This window comes from Flavobacterium sp. N502540, from assembly GCF_025947365.1.
Classification (GTDB): domain Bacteria; phylum Bacteroidota; class Bacteroidia; order Flavobacteriales; family Flavobacteriaceae; genus Flavobacterium.
Genome location: NZ_CP110012.1, coordinates 1094859 through 1119356, shown reverse-complemented (window position 1 = coordinate 1119356; position 24498 = coordinate 1094859). Strand labels below are relative to the sequence as shown.

Sequence of the window (24498 nt, the reverse complement as noted above, 5' to 3'; positions counted from 1 at the left end):
TAGATTTTCGAATAATGATTTTGTACACATCACTTTTTGAATTAAGATTTACTTGGTTTCAATTTCAATTATTTTCTTCCCTTTTTCACCCATATAATGTGTAAGGATTTTTTCGTAAACCTTATATCCATCATCAACATTGGTGAAAATAATCAGACCTTGTTTGGTTTTTGGAAGTAACAGGAAAATTGTCTGAACCCCATTGTCAGCCCCACCATGCGATAAGGCATAATCGTTATTTCCTAAATCATAAATTTCAAAACCCAGTCCGAAGTACTTGTTTTTTTTGGTTTGAACCTGATGGGAAGTCATGTCTTCAAAAACTTTTTTGCTCAATCCATCGCTGTTCATCACGCTGCATAAAAATGTTCCGTAATCTTCAATAGTCGTTAGTAAATCATCGGCAGCATTTGCAGTTTTGTTTTTAGTAGGTTCATAAGCATTCCCTTTATTGTCGTAACCAATGGCATATCTGGATAAATCAATTTTATCGTTCCAGACCAACTGAGTGTCGTTCATTTTTAGAGGTCTAAAAACCAATTCACTGGCTAACTGATCCAGCGTTTTGTGAAATTTCTTCTCTAAGGCCCTTCTCAAATACTCTAAACCTTCTCCCGAATATTGGTATTTTGTTCCGGGTTTAAATTTAAAATCCAGTTTGCCTGATTTGTTCATAAATCTCCAATTCGGAAAACCGGTTTGATGACTTAAGACAATTCGAGTCGTTAGTAATTTTGTATTAGGATCATTTGCAATATCCGGATCTGTCCAGTATTTGTATAGAGGCTCGTCGAGATCCCATTTTCCGGAACTTACTAATTTTAAAGTGACCATTGCAGTAATTGGCTTAGTCAGAGAAGCAACATTCCAAATGGTATTATAAGGTGCTGCAACTCCTTTTTTAAGTTCACCAAAGACTTTTACTTCCTGTAGTTTCCCATCATTGATCAGACCAATTCCCAGTGCCGGAATATTGTTTTGTACCAGCCATTTTTTAATGGCAGCATCGTTGTCAAAAATATCCGATTTGGTACCCGCTGTATTGGTCTCCTGATGATCGTAGCTAAGAGATCTTTTAAGTTTCCAATCACCATTTTCTAAAATCCATAGATGAGTAAATCGTGCAGTGCTGCCAAATTTCTCCTTCACGTCTGCAAAAGATTCATTTTTTCCTGCTGATTTTTCGTAAAACTGATGAATTCCCATTTGTATGGCACCATATAACACGCCTTTTTGATATAACGGATAAACTTCGGTGCTGCCAGGAACCAGGTATCTTCTGGCTTTGTAAGTTTCAACCGATTTACATAAGCCTTTTTTGAGATTGACTAAAAAAAGAGCCTTATCCGAAGGGCCGTCCTTGTCGTGATAAAATTCAAAACTGTCACTGTAAAGATTTTCAAACTGGCTAATGTCACAGGTATTAAAGCCAACATTAAAAAGAAGACTGTCTCTTGACATAATGATCTTATACAATTCGGAGTTTTTTTCTTCCTGAGAAAACCCGATTTGAGAGTGGAAAAGTAATACTCCAATTAAAAAAACTTTTAACGGGAAAATAGATGGATTGATTTTCATTTTATATTTGGTTTGATTGATTGATGATTTTGCAATAGTACTGCAATCCAAAACCTAAAAATTGTACAAATGCGAAAATCTTATCTTTTTTTAGAAAGAAAGTACAAACTGGAGTTGAATGTTTTTGGAGTTGTTTTCATGACTCCTTTAAATTGTTTTATAAAATGCGACTGGTCAAAATACTTATTGTAAAGTGCAACCTCTGTCAGACTGAGTTTTTCAGGATTCGAATGCACCATTTGATCTACGGATTTTCTGAACTTCAGAATCTGAATGTATTTTTTAATCGTAAGCCCTGTCGCCGTTTTAAACTTCATCTGCAACAATCGCTGAGAGACCTTTAAAATCTCCCCAATTTCCGAAACCGAAATTTCTTCGTTGTGATGTTTTATAATCTCGCAGATTTTCTCGATGGTATTTTTCTCTGAATGTAAAGCACACAATTCTTCAAAATAAACATTTATAGCCTGCAGTAAATTTTCAGTAACAGCATCCGTTTGTATTTTAAAGGGAAGTTCTTCACGATTAATCCTGATAATCGAATCGCTAAAATGGCTCAAATCATATTGCGGAAACATCGAAAGCGTCCAGGGCTGCAATTGAATGATGGTAACTTTGGTTTTAGACCCTAGGTGAACGAGAACCTTGTTAGTCATTTGCGAACAAAAGTAAAAGCCTTCGTTCATCTCGTATTTTCGCTTACTTGTGTGAACTTCTATGTGGGTTCCGCTAACAATAGCAAGATTGAAACAGCCGTTAGGTAAAACGAGTTTGTTTTCAATTGTCGTTTCGCCACCGTAATTATCCAGACACCAGATCTTGGTAACAAACCGCTCGCTTTTTTCGCTTACATAATGTTCTGAATATAGATTCATTTTGAGATTATGTTTGGATGAGTTATGACCTACGCTTTTTCGACGGTGCAATACAGTAAATAATTTTGAATTCTTTCTAAAAGTCTTTTTTCTAAATAAGCGTTGCCGCCTTTAAGTGTATTTAGTATTTGTACCGCTTGTTTATGATATTCTTTTATCTTTTCCACAGTCCAGTTTTCCGGCGGAACCTGTAAATTAGTTATTCTGTCAGCTAATTTCACAGCCCATACCTCTTTTGATAATGCTTTAATTCGGACCAGACTATCGGTCATTCTTTCTTCTTTAGGTATTTTAGAATTCTTGGTTAGTGCCAGGACAGCCTGAGCGATTTCTTCATCAAATTCCGCTGCAATTTCTTCAAATGTAGTTGCTGTATCTTCAAGAATGTCGTGGAGTAATGCAATTTGAATTGCAAATGCAGTATTAAAAGACGTTGTATTTTGCGAAGCAAATAGAATTTCCATGGTTACATTGCTTAAATGAACAACATACGGTAAATTGGTTCCGGGAATTACTTGATTTTGATCAGCATGTCTTTTTGCAGCAAATTTTAGCGTTCTTTGATAGATAGTCTGTAATTCAGTCATAGAAGAGGTACTTTAGAAGAAGCTAAAATACCATTTTTCTATCACAATAGTTGAGGCGCTTTTCCTATATAAATTCAGGAAAGTAATTTGTTTTAACTGCTTGCCAGTCTTCAGGAATAATACTGTAATAAACATCATCTTTGCTTTTTCCTTCCGAATCGATATAATTGTTTCTAAAAAGACCTTCTTTGGTTGCTCCTAGTTTTTCAATTGCTCGTTGTGACTTTTTGTTTTCAAGATCAGTGCTGAATTGTATTCTTCTGAATTGAATGGCTTCAAATCCAAAATTTAGCAACTCAAATTTACAGGCTTTGTTTAAGCCGGTTCCCTGAAATTTTTCTCCGTACCAGGTCCAGCCAATTTCACACTTCTGACTTGCATGATTCAGGTAGCCGTATCTGGTACTTCCTGCAACCCGGTTGGTAGCTTTATCAATGATTAAAAAAGGATAGCAAATTCCCGATGCTTTTTGTTCCAGAGTGTTTTGAATGTAGTTTTCAAAATCTTTTTCATCGCGAACGTACATGCCCATGTATTTCCAGATCCCATCGTCAAAAATGATTTCTTTGAGTTCAATGTTTCTTTCACTCTCAAACGGAATTAATAGTACTTTTTCGTTTTTCAGGATAATTTCTGATTGTAAAATTGTGCTGTTCATGATTCTGATATATATTAAGGTAAAACCGAAAGCGAATGTAAGAGTTTAAATTTTTTAGATAAATCGAATAAAATAACATTTTGTTATATTTGTAAATCAACCCTGAATCCTGGTAAAAATTGAAACGGTTGTGGGGCGCTACAGTAAATAATTTATTTATTTTAAAGCTTATGTACAATTATTACTTATTTTTACGATCTTATATTTAGATTTTTCTTGATGCAAACTCCACTAAAAATTGCTGTTGTTGGTTCCGGATTAGTAGGATCACTCTTGGCGATTTATCTTAAAAAAGCAGGCCATACCGTTCATGTTTATGATCGTAGTCCCGATATCCGTAAAATTAATTTCTCAGGTCGTTCTATAAATCTGGCAATGTCAAACCGGGGCTGGAAAGCGCTTGACGGCGTTGGTGTTGGAGATGCCGTGCGGGAAATCGCTATCCCAATGGACAAACGCGCCATTCATTTGGTCGATAAACTCAATTTTCAGAATTATGGGCAGGAAGGCGAGTCCATTTATTCCATTTCCAGAGGAACTTTAAATCGGAAAATGATTGATCTTGCGGAAGAAGCCGGTGCAGAATTTCTTTTCGAACAAAAAATCTGGGACGTAACATTAAATGATGCTACATTGCACATAGGTGAAACGGAAAGAGGGGAGTGGGAAGAGAAAAAGTACGATATGGTTTTTGGTGCCGATGGTGCTTTCTCGAGAATACGACACAGAATGCAGCGTCAGAGCATGTTCAATTATTCCCAGGAATTTTTGAATATGGGGTACAAAGAGCTAAACATCCCTGCAAATGCTGATGCTTCACATAAATTAGATAAAAACTCTTTTCATATATGGCCACGTGGCGAATACATGTTAATTGCACTTCCTAATCTCGATGGAAGTTTTACCTGTACTTTGTTTATGCCTTTTGAAGGCGAAAATTCATTCGCATCGCTTACAGATCGTAAAATGGTTGAAGACTTCTTTTTGAAGAATTTCCCCGACTCAATCGAAGTAATCCCAAAGTTGGCCGAAGATTTCTTTAAAAATCCAACCAGTACTTTGGTAACCATGAAATGTTTTCCGTGGACATACGAAGATAAAATTGCTTTAATTGGAGATGCTTGTCATGCTATTGTTCCATTTTACGGACAAGGAATGAATGCAGGTTTTGAAGATATTACCGTTTTAAGTGAAATGATCGGGAAATATGGAGACGACTGGAAGAAAATCTTCTCCGAGTATCAAATTTCACGTAAACCAAATGCCGATGCGATTGCCGAATTGTCTTATCGCAATTTCATGGAGATGAGTACCAAAACGGCCGATGAAAAATTCTTATTGCAAAAGAAAATTGAGAAAGCATTCTCAGATAAACATCCTGATAAATGGATTCCGCTTTACAGTCGCGTAACCTTTAGTGATCGTCCTTATTCCGAAGCTTTGGCAATTGGCGATTTTCAAAATGTAATAATGGAAGAAGTTTTACGAATAGAAAATATTGAAAATATCTGGAACAGTCCGGAAGTAGAAAATAAGATTCTGGAATTACTTCAGAAATAAATCAATCTCAAAAATCAATCTCAAAAAGCAATATCAATATCAATAACAATAACAATGACAATGTCTCCATCAGTTTTAAATTGATTTTTGACATTGTCATTGATTTTTGATAGGTTATTTTTTGAATATTTTTGATAAAACTCCAAAAACACCTCTTATAAAAGTAGCGCTGGTAACCACTTTTAAAACCGATTTACCAACTACACTGGCTGTGCTTGGTTCAGATTTAGATGATTTTGTCGGTGTTTCTTCTTCCTGTTCTGCAGCCGCCTGAGTGGCATCTTCAATTTTCTTAGTCAGAATTTCATAAGCGCTCTCCCGATCAATTTCTTCAAGGTATTTTTTTACGAGTTTCGATTTGCAGTTGATCCCTTCAATTTCTTCAGCAGTTAACACATCCATTCGACTCATAGGTGCACGCATCATAGTCGCTACAAGCGGAGTAGGGACTCCCTTTTCATTCAATGCTGTTACCAAAGCCTCTCCAATTCCTAAACTCGTTAGTAACTCATCTGTCTTGTAATAAGGAGAAGTTGGATAATTGTCTGCTGTTTTTTTAATCGCCTGACGGTCATTGGCAGTAAAAGCTCTTAGCGCATGCTGAATTTTTAAACCCAATTGTGCCAATACACCACTCGGAACGTCCATTGGATTCTGAGTTACAAAATAAATTCCAACCCCTTTAGAACGTATTAGTTTTACAATCGTTTCGATTTGTTCCAGAAGAGCCTTGCTGGCTTCATTAAAAATTAAATGTGCTTCATCAATAAAAATAACCAGTTCTGGTTGAACAACATCTCCTTTTTCCGGCATTTGCTGATAAATCTCAGCTAATAAACTCAGCATAAAAGTCGAGAACAATTTAGGTTTGTCCTGAATATCCGTCAAACGAATAATGTTTACGTAACCCTTTCCGTTTTCATCAATTCGCATTAAATCATCAATTTCAAACGAAAGTTCACCAAAAAACAGATCACCGCCTTGCTGCTCTAATTCTATAATTTTTCTCAGAATCGTTCCTGTGGTTGCGGTTGAAATTTTACCATAATTGGCGCTTATTTCATCTTTGCCTTCCTCGGTGATATAATTAAGGACCTTTTTAATATCCTTTAAATCTAATAATGGCATTTTGTTATCATCACAATATTTAAAGATAACGGCAACCACACCCGCCTGTGTATCATTCAGATCTAAAATTCGGGAAAACAATACCGGTCCGAACTCCGAAACAGTAGCTCTTAAGCGAACGCCATTTTGTTTAGAGAGTGACATTAATTCAACAGGAAAAGAAGCTATATTATAAGGTATGTTTATTTTGGCATGACGCTCCGTTATAAAACCCTCCTCTTTACCTTCTTCAGCGATTCCGCTAAAGTCACCTTTAATATCCATCATCAAAACAGGAACTCCCATATTCGAAAGCTGCTCAGAGAAAACCTGTATTGTTTTGGTTTTTCCGGTTCCCGTTGCCCCTGCAATCAGCCCGTGGCGGTTTAATGTTTTTAGAGGAATTTTGACATGAGCTTCTCCAAGTGGTTCTCCGTCCAGAATGGCACTTCCAAGAACAATACTGTCGCCCTTTGAAGAATAACCATTGTTGATATCCTGAATGAAATTGTCTTTTTTATTCATGTTTTTATTTGTAATTTAGATGATTATAAGAGGTTTGTCAGGTTTATTAACATTTTAGGCTCATTTTCTTTAGTAGGAAAAAACTTTTTCGGGTTAAAAAAAATATAAAAAACAATTTCGCAACTTTTTAAGAAGATATCAATGGAATGTTTGAATATTTACTAAAACGTTGTAATTTTCCCATTATTAGCCCTTATTTTTGTTTTATCTAAAAAATGATATCGGCAATTTAATGAGATATTTTTTAAATTGACGTTAAATTTCCTTCAATTAAATTAAAAAAAGTTTTTTTATTTAAACTAAACGTATAAATTTGCTCCTCTACAAGTTAAATATAACTAAAAAATAAAAATTATTTAAAACTATTAAAATTAAAAAAAATGGCAAACGTTAAAGTTAAAAAAGAAAGCACTTCAAATGGGGGAGGAATGATTTCAGGAATCATTATTGCAGCATGTGTTTTTGTTGGATGGTTAATCTGGAAATTCGTTATGGGAGATTCAGCTAACTTTGAAGGAGGAAATCCAGAAACAGGTCACCCGATTAATACTTTAGGAATGGTATATAAAGGAGGTTTTATCGTACCAGTTTTATTAGGGATGCTTTTAATGGTTGTTGTTTTTTCTATTGAGAGATTTATCGTTATCGGTAAAGCTGCTGGTAAAGCTAACTTAGATGCATTTATGAAAAATGTACAAGGAAGCATTAAAGAAGGAAACATCGAGGCTGCTATCGCTTCATGTGACAAACAACAAGGTTCAGTTGCAAACGCAATTAAATCTGCTTTGATTAAATATCAAGATGTTAAAAAAGAAGGTTTCAACAGTGAAGAAGCTTCAGAAGTAATTCACAAAGAAATCGAAGAGGCTACTTCATTAGAAATGCCAATGTTAGAAAAAAATATGACTATTATCTCTACTTTAGTATCTTTAGGTACATTAGGAGGATTATTAGGAACTGTATCAGGGATGATTAAAGCGTTTGGTGCGTTAGCTTCTGCTGGAACTCCAGACCAGGCTGCTCTTGCAACAGGTATCTCTGAGGCACTTATCAACACTGCAACAGGTATCTCTACTTCTATCTTTGCAATTGTTTCTTACAACTTCTTTACTGCTAAAATTGACGATTTAACTTACTCTATCGATGAGGCTGGTACTACAATCGTGAATACTTACAGAAAATTCAGAGGAAGTTTAAAACAATAATTAATTTTTGATATATAAATAATTAGATTTAATTATATCAAAATAAAATAAAAGATAATGGCTAAAATTAAAATGAAAAAGAAGTCAACATCGACAGATATGACTGCCATGTGTGATGTTGCGTTCCTTTTGCTTACGTTCTTTATCTTGACTGCAACTGCTAAAGTGCCTGAAGCACTTCCTGTAGATATGCCTTCTTCTACTGTTCAAAGTAAATTACCAGATTCTGATTTGGCAATTATTACAATTGGAAAAGGAAAAGACGGAAAAAGCAAAGTGTTTTTTGATATCAAAGGAAGAGAGATTCGTAAAAGAACTCTTGAAGGTATGGGAGCAAAATTCGGAGTTACTTTTTCTGAAGATGATAAAGCTAAATTTGCCTTAATGGATGACTTCGGTGTTCCGGTAACAAATTTAAAGCAAATCATCGATATGAAAGCGGCTGATAGAACAAAAGCAGATCAACCGGGTATTCCAATCGATTCTTTAGACAATCAATTAAAAGAGTGGCTTTTAGTTTCTAGAAGAGCTGCAATTGATCTTGATGACAAAGAATTGCAAATTGCAATCAAAGGAGACGCTAAAGAACAATATCCACAAATCAAAAAGATTATGGATATTTTACAAGATCAGAAAATCAATTCCTTTAACTTAGTTACAGGTATGAGAGGAAAAGACTTTTAATTAAAAAAGATACACTAAAATGGCTGAATTAAATACCGGCGACGGTGGTGGCGGAAAAGGTGGCAAAGTAAGAAGTAAAAAGCAGAATTCGAAAGTCGATTTAACGGCGATGGTAGATTTGGCATTCTTATTGATCACATTCTTTATGTTAACCACATCGTTGTCAAAACCTCAATCGATGGATTTGTCTCTGCCAGATAAAGATCCAAATGATAAGACACCACCAGTTAAAGTTGATGAGAATCGTACGATGACTGTTATGGTTGGTGAAAACAATAAATTGGTTTACTATATGGGGTTGTTAGCTTCACCTAAGGTTGGACCTAAAGATATTGCATATGGTAAGGATGGTATTCGTAGGGAACTATTAAAGCAAAAGAAAGAAGTATTAGCTTATTCTGCTAGTATAGGAAAACCTAAGAATGGGATTATCGTGATCATTAAGCCAACTAAAAAATCAACTTATCGCAATTTAGTGGATATGTTAGATGAGATGGCTATAACTGGAGTAGATACTTATGCGATTGTTCCTGAGTTTACACCAGAGGAAACAAAATTGATTGATAAACAATAAGGGTTATCTTTTCTGAGCATCCTAAAATAATCAAGAAAAATGAAATTAGATATAATTAAAAATCAGTGGCTTGATATCGTATTCGAAGGACGTAATAAGATATATGGTGCATATGAGCTAAGAAAAGCGAACAATAAAACTACGGTAAGAGCTCTTATCATAGGTTCAGTTATTTTTAGTTTTGCTGTTGCAGCTCCTCTTATTGCAAGTTACTTACCGGATTCTAGTGAAGACGAGATCAATACAGATATTAAGATCGCTACAGTGAAGTTACCTCCTAAAAAAGAGGAAGTAAAGCCAAATCAACCACCACCACCACCACCACCACCAAAAGTGGATCAGGTAAAGTTTGTGAAGCCGGTTGTTGCTAAGGCAAATGAAGTTACTGAAGATCCTCCAAAAATTGAGGAACTTAAGGACAAAAAAGTGGGTAACGAAACCATCAAAGGAGATCCGGATGCAGTTTTAACTGTGGATGAGCCAGTTGGTAAAGGACCAGTTACAGAGATCATTGCAGAAGATAACAACGTTTATAATACTGCAGGTATCGAAGTAAAACCAGATTTCCCTGGAGGAATTGAGAAATTCTACAAATTCGTAGGAAACAATTACAAGACTCCGGAAGAAGAAGGTTTAAAAGGTAAAGTTTATGTTACTTTTGTAGTTGAAAAAGACGGTTCATTAACCGACATTAAAGTTTTAAGGGATATCGGTTACGGTACAGGAGCAGAAGCAATTCGTGTTCTTAAAAAGTGTCCAAAATGGACTCCCGGCGAGCAAAATGGTAAAAAAGTTAGAGTACTTTACTCTCTGCCTATTACTATTCAATCTGCAGAATAATGTTAAAAGATATACTTAATAATATTCAGAAGAAATCGCTCAAAGAGCGATTTCTTCTTGTTTTAGGAATACTGTTCTTTTTAATATATCTTGTACTCGGTTTAATGATCATGTTTTGGGAGAAACTTCCGCTAAATATGGAGCAAAAGTATAGATATGCTTTTGGAGGATTATTGATAGTGTATTCGGCCATTCGTTTTTTGAGATTAATTAATTCAAACGCAGAATAATTATGTTAAAGTATAGTAAGATTGCAGGCTTGGTTGTTTTTGTCTTTTTGTTTGCCATGTGCAACCAAAAAAGTAAAAACGATAAGGAAACAATTTTAAAAGGAGCAATCGATATTACCGTCGATGAAACTATAAAGCCTATTGTAGACGATCAGGTTGCTGTCTTTGAAGGAACTTATTACGATGCAAAGATTACCGTGAAGCCTAAGTCAGAAGCGGAGCTTATAAATGATCTGCTCAATCAGAAAGCTACAGTAGTAGTGACAACGAGAGATTTGACTAAAGAGGAATTGGTTAAATTTGAAAAAAGTAAAATAAAACCCAGAGTTACCCCTTTTGCAACAGATGCAATAGCTTTTATTTCGAACAAAGGCAATAATGATACATTAATAGCGTTGAAAACGGTAATCGATTTTATGCAGGGTAAACCAGACGCAAGAATTAAAGGACTAGTGTTTGATAATCCAAACTCAAGTACCGTACGTTATATGAAAGAACTGGCAAAAGTGAAAGATGTTCCTGTAAAAGGAGTGTTTTCTTTTAAAACGAACGATGAAGTTATTAAATTTGTATCTGAGAATGATGGTATGATCGGGGTAGTGGGTGTAAATTGGCTTTCTCAGCCGTCGCCAAACATGGCTGAAGTGGTTAAGAAAATAAATGTATTGAGTGTTAAAGGATTAAACAGTAATCAATATTACAGCCCAACTCAGAATGATCTTGCAGAAGTGAAATACCCTTTGGCACGTGATTTGTTTATCATAAATTGCCAGGGTTATTCTGGTTTAGGAATGGGGTTTGCATCCTTTATTGCCGGCGATATTGGACAGAGGATCGTTTTGAAATCAGGTTTGTTACCGGTTAGAACTCCTGGAAGAAAGCTTAAAATAAGGAATCAAATAGTAAAAGATAAAGAATAAATTAATTACAATTAGAGATGAATAAATTTAAAATTTTTAGTCTTGCCTTAGTTGCTTCAGCTACTGTAGTAAAAGCGCAAGATATCAAAGAAGCTAAAAAAGCAATCGATGCTGAGCAATTTCAAAAAGCAAAGTCATTGCTAAAATCAATCATCAAAGCAAAACCTTCTGATGGAGAAGCTAATTTTGTTTTAGGTAATGTGTATTTAAATCAGGCAATCATTGATTCTGCTAAAATTTATTATGCAAATGGTTTACAGGCATCAGATAAGAAAAGCTTAAATTATATTGGATTAGGTCAGTTAGATCTTGATGCGAAGAATGCTGCTGCGGCTCAGGCAAATTTTGCTTTGGCTACAAAAGATATGAAGCGTAAAGATGTAGAGGAATTTATTTACATTGGTAGAGCTTATATGAATTCTTCTTCACCAGATTATACAAATGCTATAGCTACTTTGAAGCGTGCATTGGTAATTGATCCTCAAAATGCAACAGCGCTTTTAGCTATTGGTGATGCATACTACGGAGCAAACAATCAAAACGATGCTTACAAGGCATACCGTGATGCATTTACGGCTGATCCAACGCTTTTAAGAGCAAAAATGCAGCTTGGAGTTTTGTTAAAAGGTGCTAAATCTTATGATGAAGCAATTAAATCTTTTAATGAAGTAATTGCTTTGAACGCTAATTATGGTCCGGTTTACAGAGAGTTAGCTGAGACTTACTATAAATGGGGAAGAAATAAACCATCTACTTCTAAAGTTAACATGCAAAATGCAATTACAAACTACGAGAAGTATTTAAATCTTACTGATTACTCTTTAGATTCTAAAATGCGTCACGCAGATTTCTTGATCTTGGTTAAGGATTATAAAAGTTTAGAGACTGTTGCAAACAAAATGATTGCTGAGGATAAAGTAAATCCTAGAATTTTCAGATATTTAGGTTATGCTGCTTATGAGAATGGAAATGTAGATGTAGCGATCAAATCTATTGAAGATTATATCAAAGTACCTTCTAACAAGGTAATTGGTAGAGATTATTTGTATTTAGGTTTGTCTAAAATTAAAAAAGGAACTGCTGCTGACGGAATTGTTGAGCAGGCTTCTTTTGATGCTGGTGTAGCTGATATCAAAAAAGCGATAGAACTTGAGCCTTTAGTAGTTGAAGAATTATCTGATTTAGGAAAAGCTTTGTTCGGGAAAAAACAATTTGCTCAGGCTGCTACCATTTTAGAGCTTGGAACAACGAACAAAGAGTCTAAAAACTATTTAGACGATAATATTTACTACGGTATTTCTCTTTATTATGCTAACGCAAATAAAACAAATGGAGCTGCAGATGCTGTAGCTTTAGGAAAAGCGGAAGCTGCTTTTGACAGAATCTTAGAAGCTTCTCCAACTTATAATGAGGCTTACTTATACAAAGGTAGAATCAACAACTTGTTAGAAAAAGATGATTTAATCATTAAAAACTACGAAGAGTACGTAACAAGAATTACTGCAAAAGGTGCTGAAGAATTGGCTAAGCCGGCTACAGTTAAAAAAGTTGTAGAAGCTTACAATAGTATCGGTGCTAGTTATGCAAATACTGATAAAGCAAAAGCAATTGAGTATTTCAATAAGAGTTTAGTTTTAGACCCTGCAAATACTTATGCTGCACAATCTGTAAAAGCTTTGAAATAATATAAATTTACAGTCAAATATAAAACCGGTAGTTTCTTTGAACTATCGGTTTTTTTTGTTCCGTATTTAATTGACTATCTTTGCACTTTAAAATAGAATAATGTTATCAAAAGAAATACAATTAGAAGTAAATAAAGGAGCGATGTTGCCTTTGATGGAAGAATTTTATACCATTCAGGGAGAAGGGTTTCATACCGGGACAGCCGCTTACTTTATACGAATTGGAGGTTGTGATGTAGGTTGTCACTGGTGTGATGTGAAGGAAAGTTGGAATGCTGAGTTACATCCGCCAACAAGTATTGATTTAATTGTAAATAATGCATCAAGTCAGGCTGATACTGTTGTGATTACGGGTGGTGAGCCTTTGACATGGGATATGAGTTTATTGACGCAGCGGTTGAAGGATAAAAACATGAAAGTTCATATCGAAACTTCAGGAGCTTATCCGTTATCGGGTACTTGGGACTGGATTTGTCTTTCGCCTAAAAAAAATAAGCTGCCTACTCAAACGGTGTATGACAACGCACATGAGTTGAAAGTAATTATCTATAACAAACACGATTTTATTTTTGCAGAAGAGCAAGCCGAGTTGGTAAATGATAAAGCAATTTTGTTTCTTCAGCCGGAATGGAGCAAAAAAGAAGAAATGACACCTCTGATTGTGGATTATGTGATGAACAATCCAAAATGGAGAGTTTCGCTTCAAACACATAAATATTTGAATATTCCTTAAGGCATAAACGAAAAAAATCTCTTCAATCGAAGAGATTTTTTTCGTTTATGGTAAATATTATACAGTGTGTAAAAAAGAAACATCAGATTCAGATCCAATTTTTGCTGTTTTTTAAATTTGTTATATGGGCCAGATGATGGCTGCTGTGCCAGGCATACATTCCAATGATTTGTTTGATCAAATATTCGGAATTGTTTTCGGGATGAATAAATGATTTGTTTAAATCTTGCGGACTTAGATTTCTCATGATATAAGCCAATCTGTAATGTAATCCTTCCAGTAGTTGTAGGGTTGGTTGGATGGGCATGGTTACATTGTCCTGCAATTCCGACCATAATTTTTCATCATAAGCTTTTATTACAGGATTATTTTCGGTTAAAGCCCATTTTATTCTGATATAACAGTTCATGTGGCTTTCGGCGCAATGATGAATTACTTGACGTACAGTCCATCCGTCCGGACGATAAGGAGTGTCTAGTTGTTCGTCGGTTAAATGAATCGTTTCTTTTTTTAATCTTTCGGGAAAAGATGCAATGATGGCAACATTATCGGAAATGTACTCCGAGGTATAATCTGTTGGGGTTTTAAACTTTCCGATCGGATATTTTAGTTTTTCTAAATCTGTTTCGTTCATGTTTTGTTGTTTTATAGAGAGAGTTTAGCCAAGTAATCGTAGTGGTCGCCTTCAAGGATAAGTTCGCATTTTAATCCATTCGCCGTAGCGGCATTTTGAAGAGTATTGTAATCAAGGTACAGCCAGTCAAACGGCTCTTCTTTCTCGCCTTTATAAGAAATATTGAAAACAAGCTCTCCATAGTAATCATTATCGGATGGGATCCATTTTCCGCCATCTTCGTCTTCGTCAAACATGTAGATAATGTCTGAGCTGTCGAGTAAAATTTGCCCGCCGGGGTTCAGAAGTGATTTCAGTTTAGAAAGATATTGGTTGCAATTCCCTAGTTTACCAAAAATTCCCACTCCATTCATCAGTAAAATGATAGTATCGAATTTTTCCCCTTCAAAATCCAGAATATTTTTGACTATAGCATTTTTGACTCCACGAAGCTTGCAGGTTTCGATTGCGTTTTTTGAAATGTCAATTGAGATAAGTTCCAGATTTCTGTCATTTTGTAAAGATAAACTATGGCTTCCGGCTCCGCAGCCTACGTCCAGAGTTTTTCCGAAGGCTAATTGCAGTGCTTTTTGTTCGAGTCTAGGCATTTCATTGTACGAACGGAATAAATAATCCACACTCATTTCATCTTCTTCAGAAATCGAAGTTTCAGTGATAATATTCTCAGGTGAATTATTGGTTTGGAAATCGTACATGGCTTTCCCGAAAAGATCTTTCATTGTATTTTAGTTCAAAGTTTAAGGTTTCAAGTTTAAAGTTGTTTAATTTTGCAGCTCAACTTTAAATCTTAAACTTGAAGCAAATTTTAAATAACTTAAATAAGTTAGCCAAAGATAAGCATATCGAAAATAAAAAGTATTTCGATAAGCTTAAAAAGAAACAGCCAAAGAATTTGGATTATGTGATGCAGGATTTGCATGACTCCGAATTTAAGAAAACAGACTGCCTGCAATGTGCGAATTGCTGTAAAACTACCGGGCCTTTGTTTACTTTGGCTGATATTGAAAGGATTTCAAAATCATTCCGACAAAAGCCGCAGCAATTTATCGAGCAATATCTCAGAATTGATGAGGACAAAGATTATGTTTTGAAAAGCGTTCCTTGTACTTTTTTGGATAATGAAAATTATTGTATGATTTATGATGTTCGTCCGAAAGCATGCAGAGAATTTCCGCATACAGATCGTAAAAAGTTTCATCAGATAGCAGACTTAACATTGAAGAATGTTGCTATTTGTCCTGCTGCATATAATATAGTGGAGGAAATGAAGAAAAAGCTTCCTTTGTAACCTTCTAAACATTTGATAATTGTTCTTAGAAGCAGTTCATTTTTGCTTTTTAAGATGTACTTTTGATTCGAATGAACCGGAAACGGGTGTAATTAATAATTTCAAGACAACGTAAAATTTGAGTTTAGAATATTTCATAGCTAAAAGGCTAATTACTGCAAAAGATTTTAAAAGCAGTATTTCGGCGCCTATTATTAAAATTGCTATTTCGGCTATCGCTATTGGTATGATAATGATGATCGTTTCTGTTGCGACAGGGATTGGTCTTCAAAAAAAAATAAGGGATAAAGTTTCAGCTTTCAACGGACAGATTATAATTTCAAACTACGATAATAACAATTCTGATGTTACTTTGATTCCTATTTCTAAAAAACAGGAGTTTTATCCTGAATTTAAATCAGTTCCTGAGGTGAGTCATATTCAGGCGATCGCTAGTAAAGCAGGAATTATCAGGACAGAGAATTCTTTTGAAGGTATAATCTTTAAAGGAGTGGGAGCAGATTACGACTGGAAAAATATAGAAGAGTATTTGGTTGAAGGAAAGTTGCCTGATTTTTCTGCTGCTTTAAATGAAGATGTTTTGATTTCGAAATTCCTTGCAGATCGGCTTCATCTTAAAGTAGGAGATAATTTTAATACTTTTTTTATCAAAGAAGAACAAGGGAAAATGCCTAATAGCCGCCGATTCAGAATAGCGGGTGTTTTTAGTTCAGGCTTTCAGGATTTTGACGCTACCTATATCTTGGGAGATATTAGGCATATTCAAAGAATAAATAAATGGAGTGCCAATCAGGTTGGTGCTTTTGAGGTATTCATCAATGATTTTGATGCTATTAAAACAACAGGAGAAAAAATCTATGATCAAACATCGTCTAATCTGGATACCAAAACAATAATAGAGAAGTACAGTTATATATTTGATTGGTTGCAGCTTTTCGATTTTAATATCATAGTAATATTAGGGGTAATGATACTGGTGGCTACTATTAACATGGTTGTAGCGCTATTGGTTTTGATTTTGGAGCGTACTCAGATGATTGGAATTTTAAAAGCGTTGGGGGCCAATAACTGGATGGTTCGTAAAGTGTTTTTGTATAACGCGTTCTATCTGATTGTTCGGGGATTGTTTTGGGGCAACCTAATTGGTATTGCTTTGTTGTTAATTCAGCAGCAGTTTGGAGTGATTCGCTTAAATCCTGAAAATTACTATGTAAATCAGGCTCCGGTCTATTTTAATTTGTGGCATATTATTTTATTGAATTTGCTTACGGTTGGCGTTTGTTTTGTAGTGCTGTTGATTCCGTCTTATATAATTACAAAGATTTCTCCGGTTAAAGCTATTCGTTTCGAGTAATTGTATTGTTCTGGAGTGTGTATACAACCCGACAGGTTTTTAAAACCTGTCGGGTTTGTTTTTTACTACCTATATATTTAAGGATTGCTTCTGTCCAGCTGAGCGAAAATGCAAGAAAAGTAGTTTTGTCCGGCTGAGCGAAGTCGAAGCCATCAGGTTTGGAATTTGGAATTTGAGATTCTATATTATATATAAGAGTAGTTTTTCTGTCTGGCTAAGCGAAAATGCAAGAAAAGCAGTTTCTGTCCAGCTGAGCGAAGTCGAAGCCATTGGGTTTGGAATTTGAGATTTTGTATTCTATACTATATATATTGTAGTTTTTCTGTCCAGTTGAGCAAAAATGCAAGAAAAGCAGTTTCTGTCCAGCTGAGCGAAGTCGAAGCCATTGGGTTTGGAATTTGAGATTTTGTATTCTATACTATATATATTGTAGTTTTTCTGTCCAGTTGAGCAAAAATGCAAGAAAAGCAGTTTTGTCCAGCTGAGCGAAGTCGAAGCTTTATCCCGCTATCCGCTGCAATCTTTTGCTTTTTAAAGGAAAAAGCAAAAGGATTTCCACTACTATCGGGGCTAGGGCATGGGTTTTCAAAGGAAAGATCGGTCATAAAGCGAAAACTTCGCGCCTTTGCGTCTTTGAGAGAGTGGTAAAATAGGAATGTTTTAAAGGCAGGTGTAGTGTTGAATCTAATTTGTTAAAGAAAAACCTTTCAAATGTAAAAATAGTTTGATTTGTAAAAGAGGTGTTGTCAGAGTGTTAAGAGAAAGTTTTAAAAAACTTCAAAAATAAGTTTAAAAAAAGCTTGTGAAAGCGGATAAAGTGACTACTTTTGCACCCGCAACAGCGATAAACGTTCACAGAAATACTGATAAGCAAAACGAATCAAAACGAAAATTTATTTTCAAAAAAGATTAAAAAAAGCTTGTGAGTAAAGAAAGAAAGTTTTAAGTTTGCACCCCGCAAAACAAGGGAAGTTAATTGAAAGATTGGTAAGGAGAGGGGTTAAAAACGAAAAGAAATTTTCTAAAAAAAAACTTCAAAAAACTCTTGCCGATTAGAAATAAGTTTTCTACTTTTGCACCCGCTTTGAGAAACAGGCGAGATTAAGAAAAAAGAATACGTTCGTAGACATATTGAATTGACAGCCGTTTCGATGAAAATCGGAACAAAAGAATAAGAGTAATAGAGTCGTAAGATTCGAAAAGAACCGATAGATATTCATCGCAATATAATATAAAAAATATACGATGAAGAGTTTGATCCTGGCTCAGGATGAACGCTAGCGGCAGGCTTAACACATGCAAGTCGAGGGGTATGCCGATTTATCGGCAGAGACCGGCGCACGGGTGCGTAACGCGTATGCAATCTACCTTTTACAGAGGGATAGCCCAGAGAAATTTGGATTAATACCTCATAGTATAGTGACTCGGCATCGAGATACTATTAAAGTCACAACGGTAAAAGATGAGCATGCGTCCCATTAGCTAGTTGGTAAGGTAACGGCTTACCAAGGCTACGATGGGTAGGGGTCCTGAGAGGGAGATCCCCCACACTGGTACTGAGACACGGACCAGACTCCTACGGGAGGCAGCAGTGAGGAATATTGGACAATGGGCGCAAGCCTGATCCAGCCATGCCGCGTGCAGGATGACGGTCCTATGGATTGTAAACTGCTTTTGTACGAGAAGAAACACTCCTTCGTGAAGGAGCTTGACGGTATCGTAAGAATAAGGATCGGCTAACTCCGTGCCAGCAGCCGCGGTAATACGGAGGATCCAAGCGTTATCCGGAATCATTGGGTTTAAAGGGTCCGTAGGCGGTTTAGTAAGTCAGTGGTGAAAGCCCATCGCTCAACGGTGGAACGGCCATTGATACTGCTAAACTTGAATTATTAGGAAGTAACTAGAATATGTAGTGTAGCGGTGAAATGCTTAGAGATTACATGGAATACCAATTGCGAAGGCAGGTTACTACTAATGGATTGACGCTGATGGACGAAAGCGTGGGTAGCGAACAGGATTAGATACCCTGGTAGTCCACGCCGTAAACGATGGATACTAGCTGTTGGGCGCAAGTTCAGTGGCTAAGCGAAAGTGATAAGTATCCCACCTGGGGAGTACGTTCGCAAGAATGAAACTCAAAGGAATTGACGGGGGCCCGCACAAGCGGTGGAGCATGTGGTTTAATTCGATGATACGCGAGGAACCTTACCAAGGCTTAAATGTAGTTTGACCGATTTGGAAACAGATCTTTCGCAAGACAAATTACAAGGTGCTGCATGGTTGTCGTCAGCTCGTGCCGTGAGGTGTCAGGTTAAGTCCTATAACGAGCGCAACCCCTGTTGTTAGTTGCCAGCGAGTCATGTCGGGAACTCTAACAAGACTGCCAGTGCAAACTGTGAGGAAGGTGGGGATGACGTCAAATCATCACGGCCCTTACGCCTTGGGCTACACACGTGCTACAATGGCCGGTACAGAGAGCAGCCACTGGGCGACCAGGAGCGAATCTATAAAACCGGTCACAGTTCGGATCGGAGTCTGCAACTCGACTCCGTGAAGCTGGAATCGCTAGTAATCGGATATCAGCCATGATCCGGTGAATACGTTCCCGGGCCTTGTACACACCGCCCGTCAAGCCATGGAAGCTGGGGGTGCCTGAAGTCGGTGACCGCAAGGAGCTGCCTAGGGTAAAACTGGTAACTAGGGCTAAGTCGTAACAAGGTAGCCGTACCGGAAGGTGCGGCTGGAACACCTCCTTTCTAGAGCCTTAATGTTAGCCTAGTGCACGTTAAGGAAAAAAGATGACTATTTATAGGTCTCTGAATTGGAGATTGTATTACTCTTGCTGTTAATTTAAAAAAATGAAAGAATTAAGTAAAAACAGAGTCTCGTAGCTCAGCTGGTTAGAGTACTACACTGATAATGTAGGGGTCGGCAGTTCGAGTCTGCCCGGGACTACTTTTTTAGAGTTTTGAATTATGAGTTATAAATTATAAGTTATAAAAAGAAAGATCAACTAAGAAAGACTGAAAGCTTAATTTACAAGGAAATTTTAGAGGTTGAGAGCTTATGAGCATAACTCATAACTAATAACTCATCACTAAAGAAATGGGGGATTAGCTCAGCTGGCTAGAGCGCCTGCCTTGCACGCAGGAGGTCAACGGTTCGACTCCGTTATTCTCCACTGGTTAATTAGATAATTAGCCAATTAGAATATGAGATAATTAATTATCAAATTGACTAATTACTGTATTATCTAATTGATAAAAGTTCATTGACATATTGAGATAAGAAAATAATAAGAAAGTAGAAAGCGTTTTTTATTAGTAATAATAAAAGACAAAAAAAAACGGTCTTGTTTTAATTAACAAGATTGGTACAATAAGCAAAATAAGGGCGTATGGGGGATGCCTAGGCTCTCAGAGGCGAAGAAGGACGTGATAAGCTGCGAAAAGCTACGGGGACGAGCACACATCGATTGATCCGTAGATATCCGAATGGGGCAACCCACTATGTTGAAGACATAGTACACCGATAGGTGGGCAAACCCGCTGAACTGAAACATCTAAGTAGGCGGAGGAGAAGAAAACAAAAGTGATTCCGTAAGTAGTGGCGAGCGAACGCGGATTAGCCCAAACCAATGATGTTACGGCATTGTTGGGGTTGTAGGACCACGATATTTTATGTACAAGGAACCGGAATCGACTGGAAAGTCGAGCCACAGAGAGTGATAGCCTCGTATGGGTAACAAGTATAATAGATAGTGGTATCCTGAGTAGGGCGGGGCACGTGAAACCCTGTCTGAATTTGGCGGGACCATCCGCTAAGGCTAAATACTCCTGAGAGACCGATAGTGAACCAGTACCGTGAGGGAAAGGTGAAAAGAACCGTGAATAACGGAGTGAAATAGATCCTGAAACCATACGCTTACAAGCGGTCGGAGCCCTTAAGTGGGGTGACGGCGTGCCTTTTGCATAATGAGCCTACGAGTTAACGTTGCTGGCAAGGTTAAGTGATTAAGTCACGGATCCGTAGCGAAAGCGAGTCTGAATAGGGCGCTTTAGTCAGTAGTGTTAGACGCGAAACCGTGTGATCTACCCATGGGCAGGATGAAGCGCTGGTAACACAGTGTGGAGGTCCGAACCGGTTGACGTTGAAAAGTCTTCGGATGACCTGTGGGTAGGGGTGAAAGGCCAATCAAACTCGGAAATAGCTCGTACTCCCCGAAATGCATTTAGGTGCAGCGTTATTTTAGTTATATAGAGGTAGAGCTACTGATTGGATGCGGGGGCTTCACCGCCTACCAATTCCTGACAAACTCCGAATGCTATATAATGATTGATAACAGTGAGGGCTTGGGTGCTAAGGTCCAAGTCCGAGAGGGAAAGAACCCAGACCATCAGCTAAGGTCCCCAAATATATGCTAAGTTGAAAGAACGAGGTTTGTCTGCCCAGACAGCTAGGATGTTGGCTTGGAAGCAGCCATTCATTTAAAGAGTGCGTAACAGCTCACTAGTCGAGCGGACGAGCATGGATAATAATCGGGCATAAGCATATTACCGAAGCTATGGATTTTGTAGTAATACAAAGTGGTAGGGGAGCATTCCAGCAGGGTTGAAGGTGTATCGTAAGGTATGCTGGACTGGCTGGAAAAGAAAATGTAGGCATAAGTAACGATAATGCGGGCGAGAAACCCGCACACCGAAAAACTAAGGTTTCCACAGCTATGCTAATCAGCTGTGGGTTAGTCTGGTCCTAAGGCGAACCCGAAAGGGACAGTCGATGGCCAACGGGTTAATATTCCCGTACTACTAATTACTGTGATGGGGTGACGGAGTGATGAAAGCGCCGCGAACTGACGGAATAGTTCGTTGAAGTACCTAGCTATATTCTCTATAGGCAAATCCGTAGAGAATGGTGAAATACGATAGTACTCGGAGTCTTCGGACAAAGAGATAGTGCGCCTAAGGGCTTCCAAGAAAAACCTCTAAACTTCAGGTAATTAGTACCAGTACCGTAAACCGACACAGGTAGTTGAGGAGAGAATCCTAAGGTGCTCGAGAGATTCATGGCTAAGGAATTAGGCAAAATAGACCTGTAACTTCGGGAGAAAGGTCGCCCCCAGCAATGGGGGCCGCAGTGAAGAGGTCCAGGCGACTGTTTATCAAAAACACAGGGCTCTGCAAAATCGTAAGATGAAGTATAGGGCCTGACACCTGCCCGGTGCTGGAAGGTTAAGAGGAGATGTTATCTTCGGAGAAGCATTGAATTGAAGCCCCAGTAAACGGCGGCCGTAACTATAACGGTCCTAAGGTAGCGAAATTCCTTGTCGGGTAAGTTCCGACCTGCACGAATGGTGTAACGATCTGGACACTGTCTCAGCCATGAGCTCGGTGAAATTGTAGTAACGGTGAAGATGCCGTTTACCCGCAGTGGGACGAAAAGACCCTGTGCACCTTTACTATAGCTTAGTATTGACCTTGGATAAATGATGTGTAGGATAGGTTGGAGACTTTGAAGTGGCGTCGCCAGGCGTTGTGGAGTCATTGTTGAAATACAACCCTTTGTTTATCTGAGGCCTAACTCTTCGATGAAGAGGACAGTGCTTGGTGGGTAGTTTGACTGGGGTGGTCGCCTCCAAAAGAGTAACGGAGGCTTCTAAAGGTTCCCTCAGTACGCTTGGTAACCGTGCGTAGAGTGCAATGGCATAAGGGAGCTTGACTGAGAGACATACAGGTCGATCAGGTACGAAAGTAGAGCATAGTGATCCGGTGGTTCCGCATGGAAGGGCCATCGCTCAAAGGATAAAAGGTACGCCGGGGATAACAGGCTGATCTCCCCCAAGAGCTCATATCGACGGGGGGGTTTGGCACCTCGATGTCGGCTCGTCACATCCTGGGGCTGGAGAAGGTCCCAAGGGTTGGGCTGTTCGCCCATTAAAGTGGCACGCGAGCTGGGTTCAGAACGTCGTGAGACAGTTCGGTCTCTATCTACTGTGGGCGTTAGAAATTTGAGTGGATCTGATTCTAGTACGAGAGGACCGAATTGGACAAACCTCTAGTGTATCTGTTGTCCCGCCAGGGGCACCGCAGAGTAGCTACGTTTGGAAGGGATAAGCGCTGAAAGCATATAAGCGCGAAACCCACCACAAGATGAGATTTCTTTTAAGGATCGTGGAAGATGACCACGTTGATAGGCTATAGATGTAAAGGCAGTAATGTCATAGTCGAGTAGTACTAATAATCCGTAAGCTTATGTACATCCTTTTCCCGATCCCGTTAAAAAAGGGGATCGGGAGGAAACTTTCTTAACAAAAAACTTATTTGTTTCTTTATCTCAGTATGTTAAAATATTAGCTCGACGCGAGCAGTCTTTAAGTCGAAAGATTAAAGTCATAAAGTTGAAAGACTTTAAAACTTTAAGACTTGTGACTTTAGACTAAAAACCTTAAGGTGGTTATTGCGGCGGGGCTCACCTCTTCCCATCCCGAACAGAGAAGTTAAGCCCGCCTGCGCAGATGGTACTGCAGTTATGTGGGAGAGTATGTCGTCGCCTTTCTTTTAAGAACCCTATCCAAATCGGATAGGGTTTTTTGTTGTATAACGTTTTTTAAATCCTTGAGCGCTTTGTGTAAACCTTCGCGGACTTTGCGGTTAAAAAAATTATACACGGATGATACAGATTCGCCAGGCGAAAACGCGGATTAGAACGGATTTTTTTTGATTTACAGGAGTGAAAATTGCTTTTGTCCTTTCAGGGTGATGTTTGCTGTTTATTTTGCTTTATGCATAGTGCTTTGCACCATGCTCTTTGCTTTTCGGGCTTTCAGCCTTTTTTCCTTGCGTGCTTTGCGTATACCTTTGCGGTTAGAAAATAGCTCAAGGATGATTGGTCCTTTTTTTTTTAATATTCTTTTTATTGCACGCTGCGTTAGAGATGGAAGCGATATCCTTTTGCGAGGACCGTTCATTTAAAAATTCCCTGAAACTTCTATCGCAAAAGATTTAGCGGACAGCCCGACCCAAAGGGGAACGCCATAATAATTAGCTAACACGAATAAATGAACATGTAACCGTATGGGGAATATGGAGTTGAATGAGTTTGTGGATTGGGTATAATTAATGTCTTTTTTATGTCTGTTTTCTAAACCCTGGTTTGATTGATCTTTGCCGACTTTTTGCAAGTGATTGGTCAGATTAGAATTTGCTTTGAAATAGTCTTAATGATAGCGGGGGGAGAAATATTTAGCGGGAATGATGGCGTGGGCTATCGCTTGCATTTTGTAAAGGTGTGAGTTTGATTTTAGAGAAGAGTATTTGTTCTGTTTGTTAGTTTTTTTTTTTTTTTTTTTTTTTTTTGATAAATGGTTATTTGTTACTGCAATATTGGGGTTTTCTGTCTGCTCCTTGGAAGATTGGAATAAAATTTTCGGATTACTCGAATTTCATTTGTTTTTAAATTCGA

General features: G+C 37.7%; 18 protein-coding genes, 2 tRNA genes and 3 rRNA genes. 16 read left to right on the top strand and 7 right to left on the bottom strand.

The genetic code is table 11. From position 1 onward, the window contains the following. Positions 1–48: 48 nt before the first annotated feature. From OLM58_RS05120 to OLM58_RS05105, 4 genes are all read right to left on the bottom strand, one after another. Positions 49–1578: a class A beta-lactamase-related serine hydrolase gene (locus tag OLM58_RS05120; RefSeq protein ID WP_264531448.1), complete on the bottom strand. Its 1530-nt coding sequence runs from the start codon at positions 1576–1578 to the stop codon at positions 49–51. Positions 1579–1658: 80 nt separating this feature from the next. Then, positions 1659–2453, bottom strand: a complete 795-nt coding sequence (locus OLM58_RS05115; protein ID WP_264531447.1) for a helix-turn-helix domain-containing protein — start codon at positions 2451–2453, stop codon at positions 1659–1661. Between the two features lie 29 nt (positions 2454–2482). After that, on the bottom strand, positions 2483–3040 hold the full coding sequence (locus OLM58_RS05110) for an HD domain-containing protein (protein ID WP_264531446.1): 558 nt from the start codon (positions 3038–3040) through the stop codon (positions 2483–2485). A 64-nt stretch (positions 3041–3104) separates the two neighbouring features. After that, a complete protein-coding gene (locus tag OLM58_RS05105; RefSeq protein WP_264531445.1) occupies positions 3105–3698 on the bottom strand; it encodes a GNAT family N-acetyltransferase in 594 nt (197 codons plus the stop codon). A 219-nt stretch (positions 3699–3917) separates the two neighbouring features. On the opposite strand from OLM58_RS05105, the gene OLM58_RS05100 reads away from it, so the two are divergent. Further along, positions 3918–5258, top strand: a complete 1341-nt coding sequence (locus tag OLM58_RS05100; protein WP_264531444.1) for an FAD-dependent oxidoreductase — start codon at positions 3918–3920, stop codon at positions 5256–5258. Positions 5259–5372: 114 nt separating this feature from the next. On the opposite strand, the gene OLM58_RS05095 is transcribed toward OLM58_RS05100, so the two are convergent. Continuing rightward, a complete protein-coding gene (locus OLM58_RS05095) occupies positions 5373–6890 on the bottom strand; it encodes a DUF853 domain-containing protein (RefSeq protein WP_264531443.1) in 1518 nt (505 codons plus the stop codon). Positions 6891–7270: 380 nt separating this feature from the next. On the opposite strand from OLM58_RS05095, the gene OLM58_RS05090 reads away from it, so the two are divergent. From OLM58_RS05090 to OLM58_RS05055, 8 genes are all read left to right on the top strand, one after another. Next, positions 7271–8095 carry a MotA/TolQ/ExbB proton channel family protein gene (locus OLM58_RS05090; protein WP_264531442.1) on the top strand — a complete coding sequence of 275 codons (825 nt, stop codon included), beginning with the start codon at positions 7271–7273 and terminating at the stop codon, positions 8093–8095. 57 nt (positions 8096–8152) lie between these two features. Further along, on the top strand, positions 8153–8779 hold the full coding sequence (locus OLM58_RS05085; protein ID WP_264531441.1) for an ExbD/TolR family protein: 627 nt from the start codon (positions 8153–8155) through the stop codon (positions 8777–8779). A 19-nt stretch (positions 8780–8798) separates the two neighbouring features. Next, positions 8799–9353 carry an ExbD/TolR family protein gene (locus tag OLM58_RS05080; RefSeq protein WP_264531440.1) on the top strand — a complete coding sequence of 185 codons (555 nt, stop codon included), beginning with the start codon at positions 8799–8801 and terminating at the stop codon, positions 9351–9353. Between the two features lie 39 nt (positions 9354–9392). Then, positions 9393–10193: an energy transducer TonB gene (locus OLM58_RS05075; RefSeq protein ID WP_264531439.1), complete on the top strand. Its 801-nt coding sequence runs from the start codon at positions 9393–9395 to the stop codon at positions 10191–10193. Next, positions 10193–10423 (top strand): hypothetical protein, encoded by a 231-nt coding sequence (locus OLM58_RS05070; protein ID WP_264531438.1) that lies wholly within the window; start codon positions 10193–10195, stop codon positions 10421–10423. Before OLM58_RS05075 ends, OLM58_RS05070 begins: the two co-directional genes overlap by 1 nt. A gap of 2 nt (positions 10424–10425) precedes the next feature. Beyond that, a complete protein-coding gene (locus OLM58_RS05065) occupies positions 10426–11343 on the top strand; it encodes a PstS family phosphate ABC transporter substrate-binding protein (RefSeq protein ID WP_264531437.1) in 918 nt (305 codons plus the stop codon). A gap of 17 nt (positions 11344–11360) precedes the next feature. Beyond that, positions 11361–13028 (top strand): tetratricopeptide repeat protein, encoded by a 1668-nt coding sequence (locus OLM58_RS05060; RefSeq protein ID WP_264531436.1) that lies wholly within the window; start codon positions 11361–11363, stop codon positions 13026–13028. A 100-nt stretch (positions 13029–13128) separates the two neighbouring features. Continuing rightward, positions 13129–13761 (top strand): 7-carboxy-7-deazaguanine synthase QueE, encoded by a 633-nt coding sequence (locus OLM58_RS05055; protein ID WP_264531435.1) that lies wholly within the window; start codon positions 13129–13131, stop codon positions 13759–13761. Between the two features lie 88 nt (positions 13762–13849). Here OLM58_RS05055 and OLM58_RS05050 read toward each other — a convergent pair whose 3' ends face one another. Both OLM58_RS05050 and OLM58_RS05045 read right to left on the bottom strand, forming a co-directional pair. Further along, complete coding sequence (locus tag OLM58_RS05050; protein WP_264531434.1) at positions 13850–14395, bottom strand: YfiT family bacillithiol transferase; 546 nt, start codon at positions 14393–14395, stop codon at positions 13850–13852. An 11-nt stretch (positions 14396–14406) separates the two neighbouring features. Beyond that, the gene (locus OLM58_RS05045; RefSeq protein ID WP_264531433.1) at positions 14407–15114 is read right to left on the bottom strand and encodes a class I SAM-dependent methyltransferase; all 708 of its coding nucleotides are present in this window, start codon (positions 15112–15114) and stop codon (positions 14407–14409) included. A gap of 74 nt (positions 15115–15188) precedes the next feature. On the opposite strand from OLM58_RS05045, the gene OLM58_RS05040 reads away from it, so the two are divergent. From OLM58_RS05040 to rrf, 7 genes are all read left to right on the top strand, one after another. Next, positions 15189–15683 (top strand): YkgJ family cysteine cluster protein, encoded by a 495-nt coding sequence (locus OLM58_RS05040; protein WP_264531432.1) that lies wholly within the window; start codon positions 15189–15191, stop codon positions 15681–15683. A gap of 118 nt (positions 15684–15801) precedes the next feature. Beyond that, positions 15802–17037, top strand: coding sequence for an ABC transporter permease (locus tag OLM58_RS05035; RefSeq protein ID WP_264531431.1), 1236 nt, complete (start codon positions 15802–15804; stop codon positions 17035–17037). A gap of 1242 nt (positions 17038–18279) precedes the next feature. Next, positions 18280–19793, top strand: a 16S ribosomal RNA gene (locus OLM58_RS05030). A gap of 125 nt (positions 19794–19918) precedes the next feature. After that, positions 19919–19992 (top strand) — tRNA-Ile (locus OLM58_RS05025). Between the two features lie 152 nt (positions 19993–20144). Then, positions 20145–20218 (top strand) — tRNA-Ala (locus tag OLM58_RS05020). A gap of 195 nt (positions 20219–20413) precedes the next feature. Further along, positions 20414–23294 (top strand): 23S ribosomal RNA (locus tag OLM58_RS05015). Between the two features lie 188 nt (positions 23295–23482). Continuing rightward, positions 23483–23592: ribosomal RNA gene (rrf, locus tag OLM58_RS05010) — 5S ribosomal RNA — on the top strand. Together the 16S, 23S and 5S rRNA genes with 2 tRNA genes alongside form the textbook arrangement of a ribosomal RNA operon. Positions 23593–24498: the final 906 nt, after the last annotated feature.